Raw genomic sequence first — 13,645 nt, forward strand, 5'->3', positions numbered from 1 at the left:
TTGGACTAAGCTTGATGAAAACTTCAAATCTGTTTAAGCGTTTTTGATTAAGCCTGTTTAAAAGTTACCGAACCTTTTTCCTTTTCTACCTATTGCGCTACGCAAACCGAGTTGATGATTCATGGCAGAAGCCCAGCTAAGTCTCAATCTGGACATTAAGCATGATGCGAGTCTCAGTGACTTTGCCGGTCCCGGTTGGATGTCGATTATTGATGCAGTGCGGCAGCTACATGTCGGCCTGATTGGTCAGTTGTACCTGTTTGGCAGCCCCGCTACTGGCAAATCCCATTTACTATCCGCTATTTGTGAGTCTTTCATTGAGATGGACAAATCCGCGATTTGTTTGTCACTCAACGAGTTGATTCATGCCGATGTCCATGTGCTCTCATCTTTAGAGAACTTCGACCTTATCGCAATCGATGATTTGGAAGTGCTGGAGCAGAGCAGTCAGTGGCAAGAAGCCTTATTCCATCTCATTAATCGCAGCCGTGAAGGTCAGCGCCAGTTATTATTTGCCGCCAATAAATCTGCCACTGACTTACCGTTTCAGCTGACAGACCTGCTCACTCGTTTGGCACAAGCGCCTACCTTTAAAGTACCGAATGGTCACGATCTCGCTGATCGTCAAGCCTTGTTGCAGTCTATCTTGCGTCGTCGCGGTTGGCAGTTTGATGAGCGTATTATTGATTATCTACTTACCGAAGGGCCGCATCGTATCGGTGCCATGATGGAGGTGCTCAACTACATCCAGCCGATGTTCTCAAACTTAGGGCGTAGTAATATCTCTAAGGCGGTAATCAGTGATGCCTTGCGTACGATTGATGAGCAAACGCTAGCGGCGGAGCTTGCAGATATTGCCCAAGAAACGCAAGTGGACAATGATGCCGCCAGTCAAGACCAACATACGATGCCACTTGATTTTTAATATTCAAAATGTAATTTATTTTATTCAAAATACTGCTGTTATCAATGCCTTTATTATCAATGGAACCACTTATGAAAACCAATGCTTCTTTACTAAAAAAACTGACCATCAGCACCTTACTAATTAGTGCAGGATCGGTGTCTATGCTCTCACATGCCGCTGTTACTTTGCTCGTCGATGATCATATCAAAGTGACCGCCATCAATGGTCAAGAAGTTCAACAGAGTGCCTTTCAGCCATTGACAAAAAAATTCACTTTGCAGCCTGGTCAGCACGCTATCACCGCGAAATATGACCGACTGTATCAGTTACCTCGTGACGAGCATGATTATCTGCGTTCAGGGAACATTAGCGTGACAGCAGAGTTGGCAGACAATCAGACATACCGCTTGACCATGCCCAATCAACCAGAAAAATATGAAGCAGCCAAAGAGTATGCGGATCAACCGACCCTCGCAGTGCAGCAGAACAATACTATTGTCGCTAGTCAAAAAAGCATTGCAAACAACGACGGTGGTTTATTTGCTGGATTGGGCAAAGCGATAGGCGGTGTATTTGGTGGTAGCACTGATGCAGAATTACAAAACCAGCGTGCGATTGCGGCTATTGGTCAGCCATCAGTCACTGCCCAAAGCAATGTCAGCATAGCGCCAGCGGCTCCTGTTAAACAGGCTACGAGTGTGAATACCTCTACCAACACGTTAGATGCATTTATGCAGGTTTGGCTACAAGCAACCCCTGCAGAGCGCGAAAAAATGCGTCAGTGGATTCAACAGTAAATCAATACTCTATAAAGTATTGATAATAAGAAAAAATTATTGATAATAAAAAAGCACCCATATCGGGTGCTTTTTATTGTTCTACATTCGACTATTATTTAAATTATCGTGATCTGATGGTTATTAACCCAAAAAAGCGTTGTACATCCAGATCAGCTTTTCTTGCTCTTGCACATAGGCATCTACGAGGTCAGCGGTGCCTTGATCTTCACTTTCTGCTGCCAACGCTGATACTTGACGTTGCTCTGTAATTAAGGCTTGTAACCCAGTGACCACGCCTTTGACACAGCTTGTGCCATCTTTAACGTTTTTGTCTTCACTGATGCTAGTGTGCTGCGTAAAATCACTATAAGCGTGGAGTGGCGTACCACCCAAAGTTAGAATACGTTCAGCGATTTCATCAATTTGAAGTTGTAGTGACGTATATAGCTCTTCAAACTTTGGATGCAAGGTGAAGAAGTGCTCACCTTTTACGTTCCAATGGTAGCCACGTACGTTTAAATAAAACACGTGATACGTTGATAATAGATTATTTAATTGTGCGATGACTTCGCTCATGTCTGCTTTTTCTAGACCGATCTGGTTAGTAGCGTTATTAGTATTACTCATAGTATTGTCCTTATAGTGTGAGTGTTGTTATACGGGATTAAATAAAGAAGAGTAGTGGTTCTAGTCAATCAATATACAAAATATATCAATGTAAGCTCTATCTCTTCCTTTGATGCTTATAATAATAGCAAACTATTATTAATAAGTTAAATTTAATAAATGTAATTTTACGATTGGTTTTATAAAACCAACGTAACTCTCTCTACCATGCATACAAATGCTAAAGAGACCGGACTGTCATTATGCTGGTGGTTGTAGATTCTCAGGGTTTAATCCTTTAACGGGGATCACTTCTTGCAAATGCTGACGTACCGTATCAATAGGAAATTTTTGTGCTTGTAGACGTTTAGGGACAATCTGACTGCCTTGTTGACCTTTCATCTCAAACATCATAAAGATATAGTCGTCCGTCTCATCCCAGCTTTTGATAGCAGTCCAAGGTATAACGGCTTGTTGAGTGTTGCTCGCGCGCATTTGCATGCCACGCATTTGTGAGTTTTTCATCATATCAGGTTGATTGACGGGCATTGCCATCACTAAGCCATGCTTTTGTACACCCAACTTCATTTGGCGCATCTCATCTGGCATCTCTTGATCTGCCACTTGTTTTTCGAACTCTCTTTTGACGTACCATTTAAAACCTAAAGTGCGAACCAACAAATAAACTACCACTGAAACCAACATGACCCAAAAGATAATCGTGGAATAGCCGGTGACAAAGATTAACCCTGCAATCGCGAGTACCACCACCACCGCCATGATGATCCACTCTTTGGTCTTTAAACTTGATAGACCAAATGAAGGACTGGCACTGGCAAACAGTTCATACTGTGCTTGGTGAAATTCAGCCTCAGTCAGGTTTAAGGCGACAGGTTGGAGCGTGTAAGGATACAGAGCCATAAAGGTTTCTCAAATACTTGTGTTAAAAGTGTTGGATTTAAATCGCCAAAGTGGAGCAGCTATGCGGTACTTGGCTGAAAATGTAAGAAAGGTATGCGCTTATCTTACCGAAAAGTATTCCTAAATGAAACATATAAGCAGGTCTGTTCGCTGATAGACGCGATATTAATGGCATTTATAGAGAGGGGCGAGGCTTATTGGGTGAGCTGAACGTTAGGCCATGTATTTAAGACAAATGTGATTTTCTATAGACAATAAAAGTAATAGATGAGAACTTAGTCAAAAGTAGCCAAAACATGGTCAAATCTGCTGCGTCTTGGTATTATAGCGTCTACAAGATATATTGATGCAAAACATAGCGGCGCAGGCATTAAGCAATTATTATATTAATAATATTTTTAACCCTTTTACTCACCTTTAGTGTTACAGGCAACTATTATGATTGATCCGAAACTCTTACGCGGCGATTTAATCGACTTACAACAGCAGTTGGCCACTCGTGGTTATGCACTTGACATGGATTTTTGGCAAACGGTCGAGTCAGAACGTAAATCCTTGCAGATCAAAACTGAAGAGTTGCAGTCGCGCCGTAATGCTGGTGCTAAGCAAGTAGGCGCGCTAAAAAAATCGGGCGAAGACGCCAGTGAGCTATTGGCTGAGATGCAAAGTGTCAGCGGTGAGATTAAAGCGGCTGAAGATGAATTGCGCACTTTGCAAGAACGCATCACCAAAGCTGGCATGCAAATCCCTAATATTCCAGCAGCCGATGTGCCAGTGGGTACGTCAGAAGAGGATAATGTAGAAGTGCGTAAGTGGGGTACGCCGCGTACGTTTGATTTTGAGATTCAAGATCACACTTATATTGGAGAGACACTTGGTATGCTGGACTTTGAAGCCGCAACCAAGCTGACTGGTAGTCGCTTTAATGTGCTAAAAGGACAGTTGGCACAGATGCATCGCGCACTGATTCAATTTATGCTCAATACCCATACCATGAAGTACGGCTATCTTGAGACCTATGTGCCTTATATTGTGAATTCAGACAGCCTCAAAGGTACAGGCCAACTTCCTAAGTTTGAAGATGATTTGTTTAAGCTAAAAAACCATACTAATAACGAAGACATGGATTTTTATTTGATTCCAACCGCTGAAGTGCCAATGACCAACTTGGTACGTGGCGAGCGTTTGGATATTAGCGAGTTGCCACTTAAGTTTACCGCGCATACGCCTTGTTTCCGTAGTGAGGCAGGCTCACATGGCCGTGATACTCGTGGTTTGATCCGTCAGCATCAGTTTGAAAAGGTTGAAATGGTCAATATTGCGACGGCTGAGCAGTCTGATGAGTTGCTAGAGGCAATGACTGGACAAGCTGAATATATCTTGCAGCAGTTAAACCTGCCATACCGCACGGTACAGCTATGTACTGGTGATATGGGCTTTGCCGCACAAAAGACTTATGACATCGAAGTCTGGTTACCGAGCCAAGATACGTACCGTGAAATCTCAAGCTGCTCTAACTGTGGTGATTTCCAAGCACGCCGTATGGGAACTCGTGTCAAAGATGGCAAGCAAACCAGTTTGGCTCATACCTTAAATGGATCAGGTTTGGCCGTCGGTCGTACACTACTGGCAGTGATGGAAAACCATCAAAACGCAGATGGCAGCATCACCATTCCAGAAGTATTGCGTCCGTTTATGGGCGGTGCTGAAAGAATAGAAGTTTGATAATAGTCACGTCATGAATACATTGTCTACAATTGATCAGCTCAATTACTCACAATATCTCATCCACGGTCAAAGTAGTGGCGACAATTTGTTAGGCTTTGAAATAGATGCCAATGTGTATTTCTGTTGTATGGAAAACAATCTTGGTTGCGACTTTCTTTATCAAGAGCGTCATGATGATGCAAATTGTATGCTCACGTTGTGTTGCAACTTTGCGCACAATGTAAGCCATCAGCAAATGGCAGATTATCTAGAGGAGAAATGGCTTCAATATGTTTGCTATCAAGAATTTGAGAAACACTATATTGAAGTCGTTAACGGTCAGTTGATTTTTTATTATGTGACCCGATCAAGTTGTGGATTAGGCGTAACAGGGAAAATTGTTGCCACTTAGTTTATAATGAGCCATCTATTCCAGTATCTAAGCAAATTTAGTTCAATAACTTTTTTCAATCAAGTAAACTCTCCTTTAATCTTAGGACACTCTATGCCAGCTCCAATTAGCGAACGTAAATTAGCCAATGCCATCCGTGTACTGTCGTTTGACGCGGTTCAAAAAGCCAATTCTGGTCATCCAGGTGCTCCGATGGGCATGGCTGATATTGCTGAAGTTCTGTGGCGCAAGTTTTTGAAGCACAACCCAACCGATCCACAGTGGCATAACCGTGACCGCTTTGTCTTATCGAACGGCCATGGCTCAATGCTTATTTACTCATTGCTACATTTATCTGGTTATGATTTGAGCATCGATGATCTGAAAGGTTTCCGCCAGCTGCATTCAAAAACTCCAGGTCATCCTGAGCTTGGCTATACACCAGGTGTCGAGACGACTACTGGTCCACTAGGACAAGGTATTGCTAATGCCGTTGGTTTTGCAATTGCAGAAAAAACTTTAGCCGCGCAGTTCAATCGTGAAGGCCATAACGTCGTAGACCATAACACCTATGCATTCTTAGGCGATGGTTGCTTGATGGAAGGTATCAGTCATGAAGTTTGCTCATTGGCTGGCACGTTAGGTCTTGGTAAGCTGGTCTTCTTCTATGATGACAATGGTATCTCAATCGACGGTAATGTCGAAGGCTGGTTTACTGATGATACGCAAGCGCGTTTTGAGTCTTATGGCTGGCAAGTTATCAAAGTCGATGGTCATGATGCTGATGCAATCACGCAAGCAACTGAGCAAGCGCTAAAAGAGACTACCAAACCAAGTCTTCTGATTTGCAAAACCACGATCGGTGCTGGTAGCCCGAATAAACAGGGTCTAGCAGCCAGTCATGGCGCACCACTAGGTGATGACGAAATCGCTTTGACTCGTGATGCATTGTCTTGGAAGCATGCCCCATTTGAATTAGATGATGAAATCTATGAAGCGTGGGATGCCAAAGCCAAAGGCGACGTCCAGCAAAAGAACTGGGATGCGGACTTTGACGCGTATAAAAAAGCCTATCCTGAACTGGCGTCTGAGCTATTGCGTCGTCTAAATGGTGATTTGCCTGCTGACTTTGATAGCCAAGCACAAGCCTATATTCAGCAAACGCAAGAAGCGGGCGGCGATGTTGCCAGCCGTAAAGCCAGTCAAAATGCCATCAATACCTTACAGCCATTATTGCCAGAATTGCTAGGCGGTTCAGCGGATCTGGCTGGCTCGAACTTGACGCTATTCAAAGGTGCTAAAGGCATCGAAAAAGACGCTGACGGCAACTATATCTATTATGGTGTACGCGAGTTCGGTATGACTGCGATTGCCAATGGTATCGCATTACATGGCGGCTTTATCCCTTACGTAGCGACGTTCCTGATGTTTATGGAATACGCACGAAACGCGGTACGCATGGGCGCATTGATGAAGCAGCGCGTCATCCATATCTATACGCACGACTCTATCGGTCTGGGTGAAGATGGCCCAACGCATCAGCCAGTTGAGCAATTGACTAGCCTACGTACCACGCCAAATCTACGCACATGGCGTCCGTGTGATGCGACTGAATCTGCAAGCGCTTGGGTAGAAGCTATTAAGTCTGAAAACAACCCATCAGCGTTAATCTTTAGTCGTCAAAGCTTGCCACATCAAGCACGTGATAGAGAGCAAGTAGCGAACATCACCAAAGGCGGTTATGTACTTGCGAAAGAGCAAGGTGAGCTACAAGCCATCATCATCGCTACTGGTTCAGAAGTTGGCCTAGCGATGGAAGCATACGAGACATTGAGCGCAAATGGTGTTGGCGTCCGTGTGGTCTCTATGCCATGTGCTGAGATTTTCGTTGAGCAAGATGCTAGCTATCGTGAAGCCGTATTGCCTGCCAATATCCGTGCCCGCATAGCAGTAGAAGCGGCGCATGTAGATTACTGGTATAAGTTCGTTGGTCTAGATGGTAAAGTCATCGGTATGACCACTTATGGAGAATCTGCTCCAGCTAGCGATCTATATAAAGAGTTTGGTATCACGACTGATGCTGTGGTTGAAGCGGTAAATAGTTTGGTGTAATAAACCTAAATTAATTAGCGTTTAGAAAAAAGAGCTGCCGGAGAAATCTGGTGGCTCTTTTTATGGTTAATATTCAGCATTATTTAAAATGGTTTTTTGGAAAAGTACTTGCATGTCAACAAATATCAGTACAGAGATTTATTCTTTACTATTCGCTATTTTTGCTCGCAAATAGTTGTATTTGATACCCTGTGTATATCGATGCTCTTCACCTAATGCCAGTACTGCAATAGTAATAGCTTGTTCATATAAAGGTAATGCTTGTTTATAATCATTAGTACTTTCGAACAGTCTAGCTAAATTATTTAGACTCATAGCATAACTAGGATGATACTCCTCTAATTGTGTTTTCCGGATATTTATAGATTGCTTGCAAAAAGAAAATGCTTGACTGTAGTCACCCATTTCTTTATATACAAGAGATATATTATTTAGAGCAGAAGCATACTCTGGATGCTGTTCACCTAGCTGATCTTTTATAATAGCAAGGGCTTTTTTATGTAAAGCCAAAGCTTGTTGATAATCACTGATACCTCTATATACAAGAGCCAAATTATTAAGTGTAATAGCGAAATAAGGATGTTGCTCACCTAACTCATTACTTATAATTTCGAGAGCTTCCTTAAATAAAGGTAGTGCTAACTTGTATTCACCAAGATTTTCATACACAAGAGCTAAGTTATTAAGACTAGAAGCATAGTCGGGATGATATTTACTAAGTTGAATTTTCCTAACGTATAAAGCGCTTTTAAATAGGGGTATTGCTTCTTCGTAACAATCCATACTCTTGTATAAGCAGGCCAAATTATTTAAGACTGTTGCATAGTCAAGATGTTGCTTACCCAATTTTTTTTCTACGATATCAACAGCTTGTTTATATAGTAATAATGCTTTCTCATAATTGCCTGTAGTTTCATATAATCCAGCCAAGTTATTTAAATTTGTCGCATAATCTGGATGTTGCCTACCTAATTGAGTTTCTACAATAGTAAGAGACTGCTTTGATAAAAGTAGCGCCTGTTGGTAATTTCCAATTTTTTCATATAAATTGGATAGAATATTGAGACTACTTGAATATTGGAGATTTTGTTTACCTAAAGTGGATTTAATATGTTCTAGACAATCCAACAGCAAAGTGAGACCAAGCGTATATATACCTTGCTGTCCACAGAACAAAGTAAAATCATTTAGAGTAATAGTGAAATATTCCAATTGCTCCGCGTTGCTAGTGAAATGCACACTATTACGTAGGTAGGCTGCTAGTGCTGGCAAGCAGGCCTTTTTTAGTTGTAATTCTTGTGGTTCTCTATTGTGTAATCGTTGGTGATTAGTTGAATAGGTGTCGAAATTTTTATAATACTGCTTAATATTTCTAGCAACTGGTCGGAAAAAATTGTTACGAGCTTCATTCTCGTATTTATAACAAAATTGGCTAACAACCGTATGGCTGACCACTTGGTGTAAATAATATTGTCTAGATTTTGCTACTTGAGATTGGCTATTGCTGTCTAAGTTGTCATTGGTAAGAGCTTCTTGCAACCAACCACTAGTCACTAAATCAATCAACACGCTTCTATCGTTTATAATATCGTTGCCTAGCCATTTATTAAGCAAGTCTAAACTAACTACTTGACTATCCATTAGCGATAAATGATATAGAATCTTTTGTTGTTGCTCAGTTAGTCCAGAAATTGCAAACAATTTACCTAATGCAGTATCGATATCTTCATACGCAGAATTCAAATCTTTGTCATAACGTATTTTGGTATTAATGTTGAACTTGTTTGTCTTTAGTTTGTCCAATAACTCGGCTGGCGTATATTGTTGACGATATGCCGTTTTGGCTAGTAACTCTATTGTCAGAGTATGTCTTCCTGCTAGGTCAATAATCTTTTTAATAATGCTATCATTTTCTATAAAGGCTACTTTACTATACTTTGCAAACAGATTTATGCATTCATCTTCAGATAATGAGCTAATATTGATAGGTTGAAACTGTTGATAGTCTTGACTGCGTGAAGTAGATATTATTTGGCAAGATAGTGTTTTGAGGTAAGCTAGTTGTGCATTGCAGTTAGTTATGGCTGGTTCATTCCACGGTAAATCGTCAAGGACTAGTAATAAGTGTTCAAGTTGATTTAGAGCTGCAGTAATAATAGACAGCTTATCTGTGTCTTTATCTTCTATCTGGTCACTGATACCAAGTTTTTCCAATATATTAGAGTTGGTTAGAAAACCTGTTTCTATATCGTTACTACAATTAACGTAAATAACATGTTGATAGTTAATTCCTGCTATCTTTTGATTAGAGACTTGATGTACCCAATAACTCATTAATTCACTTTTACCTATGCCGCCCATACCCTGTAATAATACTGGGCTTTGATAACTTTGCATGGCACTTGTGATGGCCGCTACCTCGTTAGTTCGTCCAATGAAGTTTGGACTAGCTATGGGTGGTAGTAGCCTTAGAGCTTTTTTTCATTGCTAACTTGTGTGTAGTGATTAGTTTCATTATAAGCTCCACCATTAGTATTGATTTGACGACTATTATCACTAAAGTTGTGGTTAGTCCCTGTACTCACGGTACTGTTATGTGCATTTATCTGGACTCTGTTATCGATACTATTGCTAATATCATTAACTATTTGTTGCATTGCATTATTGTTTTCAAGATTTCGAATAAAATCTTCTTGGGTCAGTTGTTTAGTTTGATTATCTAATTGTTCTTCTTGAATTACATCAATTATTCGCTGAACATTCTGCTCACTAAGAGTACAATCTTTATTGGCAAAATATGCAATCAAATTATCTTTAGTAATCGGTAAAGCTAATTTTAAATAGTCGTAGATATAGTTGGCGCAGACGCTCAGAAAAAGTGATTCAACCATAGTAATTGTTCCAGTAGAAGTTATTATTTGAAGTATTGATTTCACTAAGTATAGGTAGCAAATATTATATGTACAATATTTTAGTAATAAATTTTTTCGAGCATTACTCTGTATAGGGTTTTAGCTAGCTAACCAAAGAATATAAAAGCTATATTAGGGATGATTGAAGTTTCTATCCAAAAACTATCTGCCTTGTCAATCTACTTATAAAGATTATCACCATGTCTCTCAAATCTACCTTCAAAGGTTTCCTCGGCGAGACCGTTATCAACGTTGCCATGTGGTTAAAGCTTGAAAAAGATGTTTACCACCGATTAAACGGTATCACCTTGCCAAGAGCCAATGGTGGTAGCACCCAAATCGATCATATCATCGTCTCCGTATACGGCATCTTTGTCATTGAAACCAAAAACTATAAAGGTTGGATATATGGTAGCGAAAAGCAAAGACAATGGACACAAGCATTCCCAAATGGCAGTAAATTCAAATTTCAGAACCCACTGCGCCAAAATTATCTGCACATCAAGACGCTCGCAGACTTATTAGGCTTGGAGCTGAGTTACTTCCATTCGATGATTGCTTTCATCGGTGAGTGCGAATTAAAAACCCGCAATGAGTTGCCCGAGCATGTATTGACAGGTGGTATGGTGTCTTATGTGAAGAAGAAGCAAGATAAGATACTGACTGAAGACGAGGTTAAATCCATCGTTGAGCAGATTAATAGCAACAGATTTAGCAAGCCTTGGCGCACCAATCGAGAGCATAAAGCCTATCTAAAAGACAAGCATAATAATCCAAGCAAGAATACAAATAAGCAGCCTAACGGTAACGCTAATGACAAGCCAGTTGCTAAAACTACTATCAAGCCAATACCTGAGCCAATCGTAAAAGAGCCCGCTAAACGAGCCATGCTGAAAAGCAAAGAAGTGCTGCAATGGTCTGGTCAGACTGAGATTGAATCTAGCGATTTACCAACTGACAGTATGAATACTCAGCAGACAACTACATCACATACCAGTATATCGCATGATATGGCTGATAAGATGTTTCTCACACCGTTTGAAGTTGTAGAGCCTGAGCCACAGATGGAATCACCTGCAATATTTGAGGCGACAGCCCATACCGCTAATCTCGTCCAAGCGCCAACTTGCCCGAAATGTAACAGCGAAATGGTTGAACGCACTGCAAAAAAAGGCCTGAATCAAGGTCAGGCCTTTTTTGGTTGTAGTCAATTTCCTAAGTGCCGAGGTGTGGTCAATATTGATTAGGTATTAGTTCTCTTAACCATATATTTCTTCCAGGCGTAAACAAGCAACCAATCGACCATCCCATTCGCGCAGTTGTGGCTCTATCTCGCTACATTGCTGCTTGGCATACGGACAGCGTTTGTGCAGGGCGCAGCCAGTCGGTGGATTGAGCGGACTTGGTAGCTCGCCTTGTAGGGTCAAATCGTTCTTATGACCGCTGATAGTCGGTGCCGCAGCCAATAGAGCAATGGTATATGGATGTTTTGGCGCATTATAAATCGCTTCTTTCGGGCCATGCTCGACCGCTTGACCTAAATACATCACCATCACATCATCAGCGACGTGGCGTACGACCGATAGGTTATGCGAGATAAAGACGTAAGCAGTACGATACTCATCCTGCAAGTCCATGAATAGATTTAGAACTTGTGCTTGAATCGATACATCGAGCGCGGAAGTAGGCTCATCAGCGACGACGATTTTAGGATTGAGCATCATGGCGCGGGCGAGGGCAATACGTTGGCGCTGACCTCCAGAAAACATATGCGGATAGCGGCCAGCATGCTCGGGACGCAGACCCACATTTCGCATCATCTCGTTGATTTTGTCACGCTTGTCGTCTTTGGACAGTTTGGTATGGATATCTAACGGTTCAGTCAATTGATAACCGATAGTATGGCGTGGATTGAGGCTGCCATAAGGGTTTTGAAACACCATTTGGATTTCGGTACGCAGCTCTTTTAGCGCTTTTCTGCTATAGCCAGTGGTGCCTTCATCGTTAATAAATAGCTCGCCATGAGTAGGCTCTTCAATGAGCGTCAACTGACGGGCAAGGGTGGATTTACCGCAGCCTGACTCACCCACGACTGCTAGCGTCTTGCCAGCTTCAAGTTCGAACGACACGCCATTGAGCGCTTTTACGTAAGCTTTTGCTTTGCCCAAACCTTGAGATACGGGGTAATGCTTGTGTAGATTGTCTGCTTTTAGGACCACTTTATTACTCATACTTGTGACTCCAATGTAGCAGCGTGAGGGTTAGACTGGTGAGAAGGCAAGCTCGGTAATTCTGGGTGAATACAGCGTACCTTGCCATTGGGCGTATCTAAAATAGGCGGTGGCACTTCACAAGCAGCTTCTTTGTACGGGCAGCGAGGAGACAACAAGCAACCGCTCGGGCGATCGTATTGACTGGGCACGACTCCGGGTAAGCTGTTTAGACGGTCTTGACCGATAGCCAGTTCTGGGATTGCTTGCAGTAACGCCTCGGTATAAGGGTGCGCAGGCTTTTGAAAAATCTCTGGTACGGTACTGGTTTCGACCACTTGTCCGGCATACATGACCGCGACATCACGCGAGTTCTGCGCGACTAGTCCCAAATCGTGGGTGATTAATACCATTGCCATCTGTTTTTCACGTTGTAACCGACTCAGCAAATCCATGATCTGCGCTTGTACCGTGACATCGAGTGCAGTGGTTGGTTCATCTGCGATAAGCAGTTTTGGCTCACAGGCAATTGCCATCGCAATCATGACCCTTTGACTCATCCCGCCTGATAGTTGATGCGGATAGACTTTGAGTCGGTTTTTAGCATCGGGCATCTCGACCAATTCTAGCAGTTCTAAGATGCGTGTCTGCACTGCCGCGCCTCGTAAACCAAGATGCTTGCGTAGTACTTCGCCCAATTGCATCTCAACCGTAAAGCTTGGATTTAGACAAGACATCGCATTTTGAAAGATCATTGAGATGTCTTTGCCAATGATGCCGCGCCTCTCTTTTGGAGGCATGCCAAGCATGTCTTTACCATCAAACATCACCCGTTGAGCACGGACTGTTGCAGAAGGTGGTAGTAGCCCCATCAGTGCCATCATCGTGACCGATTTGCCTGAGCCGGATTCACCTACGACGGCGATGACTTCGCCTTGTGCGATTTTCAATGACACATCATCTACCGCACGAAAGGCACGTATTCCTTGACCGAACGTAACCGACAGGTTTTCGATATCTAATAATAATGGTGCTGGTTTAATCAATGAGCCATTCGAGGCAGCATTTGTTACCACTGTTTTATCTAATATATCCGTCAT

12 protein-coding genes are annotated in these 13,645 nt (G+C 42.2%); 6 read left to right on the plus strand and 6 right to left on the minus strand.

Translation table 11 applies throughout. The features are described from left to right. The first annotated feature begins 121 nt into the window (after nucleotides 1-121). Entirely contained in the window at nucleotides 122-925 is an 804-nt protein-coding gene (gene hda, locus RH96_RS01480; RefSeq protein WP_010196392.1) for a DnaA regulatory inactivator Hda, read from the plus strand. Nucleotides 926-996: 71 nt separating this feature from the next. Next, on the plus strand, nucleotides 997-1,704 hold the full coding sequence (locus RH96_RS01485) for a DUF2057 family protein (protein WP_010196394.1): 708 nt from the start codon (nucleotides 997-999) through the stop codon (nucleotides 1,702-1,704). A 123-nt stretch (nucleotides 1,705-1,827) separates the two neighbouring features. Here the strand turns inward: RH96_RS01485 and RH96_RS01490 are convergent, their stop codons facing one another. Together RH96_RS01490 and RH96_RS01495 are read right to left on the minus strand one after the other, a co-directional pair. Continuing rightward, complete coding sequence (locus RH96_RS01490) at nucleotides 1,828-2,313, minus strand: Dps family protein (RefSeq protein ID WP_010196396.1); 486 nt, start codon at nucleotides 2,311-2,313, stop codon at nucleotides 1,828-1,830. Nucleotides 2,314-2,553: 240 nt separating this feature from the next. Continuing rightward, complete coding sequence (locus RH96_RS01495) at nucleotides 2,554-3,213, minus strand: YcxB family protein (RefSeq protein WP_010196398.1); 660 nt, start codon at nucleotides 3,211-3,213, stop codon at nucleotides 2,554-2,556. 438 nt (nucleotides 3,214-3,651) lie between these two features. Here RH96_RS01495 and serS point away from each other — a divergent pair, with 438 nt between their 5' ends. From serS to tkt, 3 genes are all read left to right on the plus strand, one after another. Further along, on the plus strand, nucleotides 3,652-4,938 hold the full coding sequence (serS, locus tag RH96_RS01500; protein WP_010196401.1) for a serine--tRNA ligase: 1,287 nt from the start codon (nucleotides 3,652-3,654) through the stop codon (nucleotides 4,936-4,938). A gap of 13 nt (nucleotides 4,939-4,951) precedes the next feature. After that, on the plus strand, nucleotides 4,952-5,332 hold the full coding sequence (locus tag RH96_RS01505; RefSeq protein WP_010196404.1) for a hypothetical protein: 381 nt from the start codon (nucleotides 4,952-4,954) through the stop codon (nucleotides 5,330-5,332). A gap of 93 nt (nucleotides 5,333-5,425) precedes the next feature. After that, entirely contained in the window at nucleotides 5,426-7,423 is a 1,998-nt protein-coding gene (tkt, locus tag RH96_RS01510) for a transketolase (protein WP_010196406.1), read from the plus strand. A gap of 138 nt (nucleotides 7,424-7,561) precedes the next feature. Here tkt and RH96_RS14470 read toward each other — a convergent pair whose 3' ends face one another. Together RH96_RS14470 and RH96_RS01520 are read right to left on the minus strand one after the other, a co-directional pair. Continuing rightward, complete coding sequence (locus RH96_RS14470) at nucleotides 7,562-9,820, minus strand: tetratricopeptide repeat protein (RefSeq protein WP_010196409.1); 2,259 nt, start codon at nucleotides 9,818-9,820, stop codon at nucleotides 7,562-7,564. A gap of 71 nt (nucleotides 9,821-9,891) precedes the next feature. After that, on the minus strand, nucleotides 9,892-10,314 hold the full coding sequence (locus tag RH96_RS01520) for a hypothetical protein (RefSeq protein ID WP_010196414.1): 423 nt from the start codon (nucleotides 10,312-10,314) through the stop codon (nucleotides 9,892-9,894). Nucleotides 10,315-10,535: 221 nt separating this feature from the next. Between RH96_RS01520 and RH96_RS01525 the strand changes: the two genes are divergently transcribed. Continuing rightward, on the plus strand, nucleotides 10,536-11,582 hold the full coding sequence (locus tag RH96_RS01525; RefSeq protein WP_010196417.1) for an NERD domain-containing protein: 1,047 nt from the start codon (nucleotides 10,536-10,538) through the stop codon (nucleotides 11,580-11,582). 12 nt (nucleotides 11,583-11,594) lie between these two features. Here the strand turns inward: RH96_RS01525 and RH96_RS01530 are convergent, their stop codons facing one another. Then, complete coding sequence (locus tag RH96_RS01530) at nucleotides 11,595-12,566, minus strand: peptide ABC transporter ATP-binding protein (RefSeq protein ID WP_010196420.1); 972 nt, start codon at nucleotides 12,564-12,566, stop codon at nucleotides 11,595-11,597. After that, entirely contained in the window at nucleotides 12,563-13,645 is a 1,083-nt protein-coding gene (locus tag RH96_RS01535) for an ABC transporter ATP-binding protein (RefSeq protein ID WP_010196423.1), read from the minus strand. The genes RH96_RS01530 and RH96_RS01535 overlap by 4 nt, the downstream gene beginning before the upstream one ends.

Source organism: Psychrobacter sp. PAMC 21119, assembly GCF_000247495.1.
Lineage (GTDB): Bacteria > Pseudomonadota > Gammaproteobacteria > Pseudomonadales > Moraxellaceae > Psychrobacter > Psychrobacter glaciei.

Excerpts from the sequence above, each read along its gene's own strand:
- RH96_RS01525 (WP_010196417.1), top strand. The coding sequence starts at position 10,536 with ATGTCTCTCAAATCTACCTTCAAAGGTTTCCTCGGCGAGACCGTTATC.
- RH96_RS01535 (WP_010196423.1), bottom strand. The coding sequence starts at position 13,645 with ATGACGGATATATTAGATAAAACAGTGGTAACAAATGCTGCCTCGAAT.
- RH96_RS01495 (WP_010196398.1), bottom strand. The coding sequence starts at position 3,213 with ATGGCTCTGTATCCTTACACGCTCCAACCTGTCGCCTTAAACCTGACT.
- RH96_RS01490 (WP_010196396.1), bottom strand. The coding sequence starts at position 2,313 with ATGAGTAATACTAATAACGCTACTAACCAGATCGGTCTAGAAAAAGCA.
- RH96_RS01485 (WP_010196394.1), top strand. The coding sequence starts at position 997 with ATGAAAACCAATGCTTCTTTACTAAAAAAACTGACCATCAGCACCTTA.
- serS (WP_010196401.1), top strand. The coding sequence starts at position 3,652 with ATGATTGATCCGAAACTCTTACGCGGCGATTTAATCGACTTACAACAG.
- RH96_RS01520 (WP_010196414.1), bottom strand. The coding sequence starts at position 10,314 with ATGGTTGAATCACTTTTTCTGAGCGTCTGCGCCAACTATATCTACGAC.
- tkt (WP_010196406.1), top strand. The coding sequence starts at position 5,426 with ATGCCAGCTCCAATTAGCGAACGTAAATTAGCCAATGCCATCCGTGTA.
- hda (WP_010196392.1), top strand. The coding sequence starts at position 122 with ATGGCAGAAGCCCAGCTAAGTCTCAATCTGGACATTAAGCATGATGCG.
- RH96_RS14470 (WP_010196409.1), bottom strand. The coding sequence starts at position 9,820 with ATGCAAAGTTATCAAAGCCCAGTATTATTACAGGGTATGGGCGGCATA.
- RH96_RS01505 (WP_010196404.1), top strand. The coding sequence starts at position 4,952 with ATGAATACATTGTCTACAATTGATCAGCTCAATTACTCACAATATCTC.
- RH96_RS01530 (WP_010196420.1), bottom strand. The coding sequence starts at position 12,566 with ATGAGTAATAAAGTGGTCCTAAAAGCAGACAATCTACACAAGCATTAC.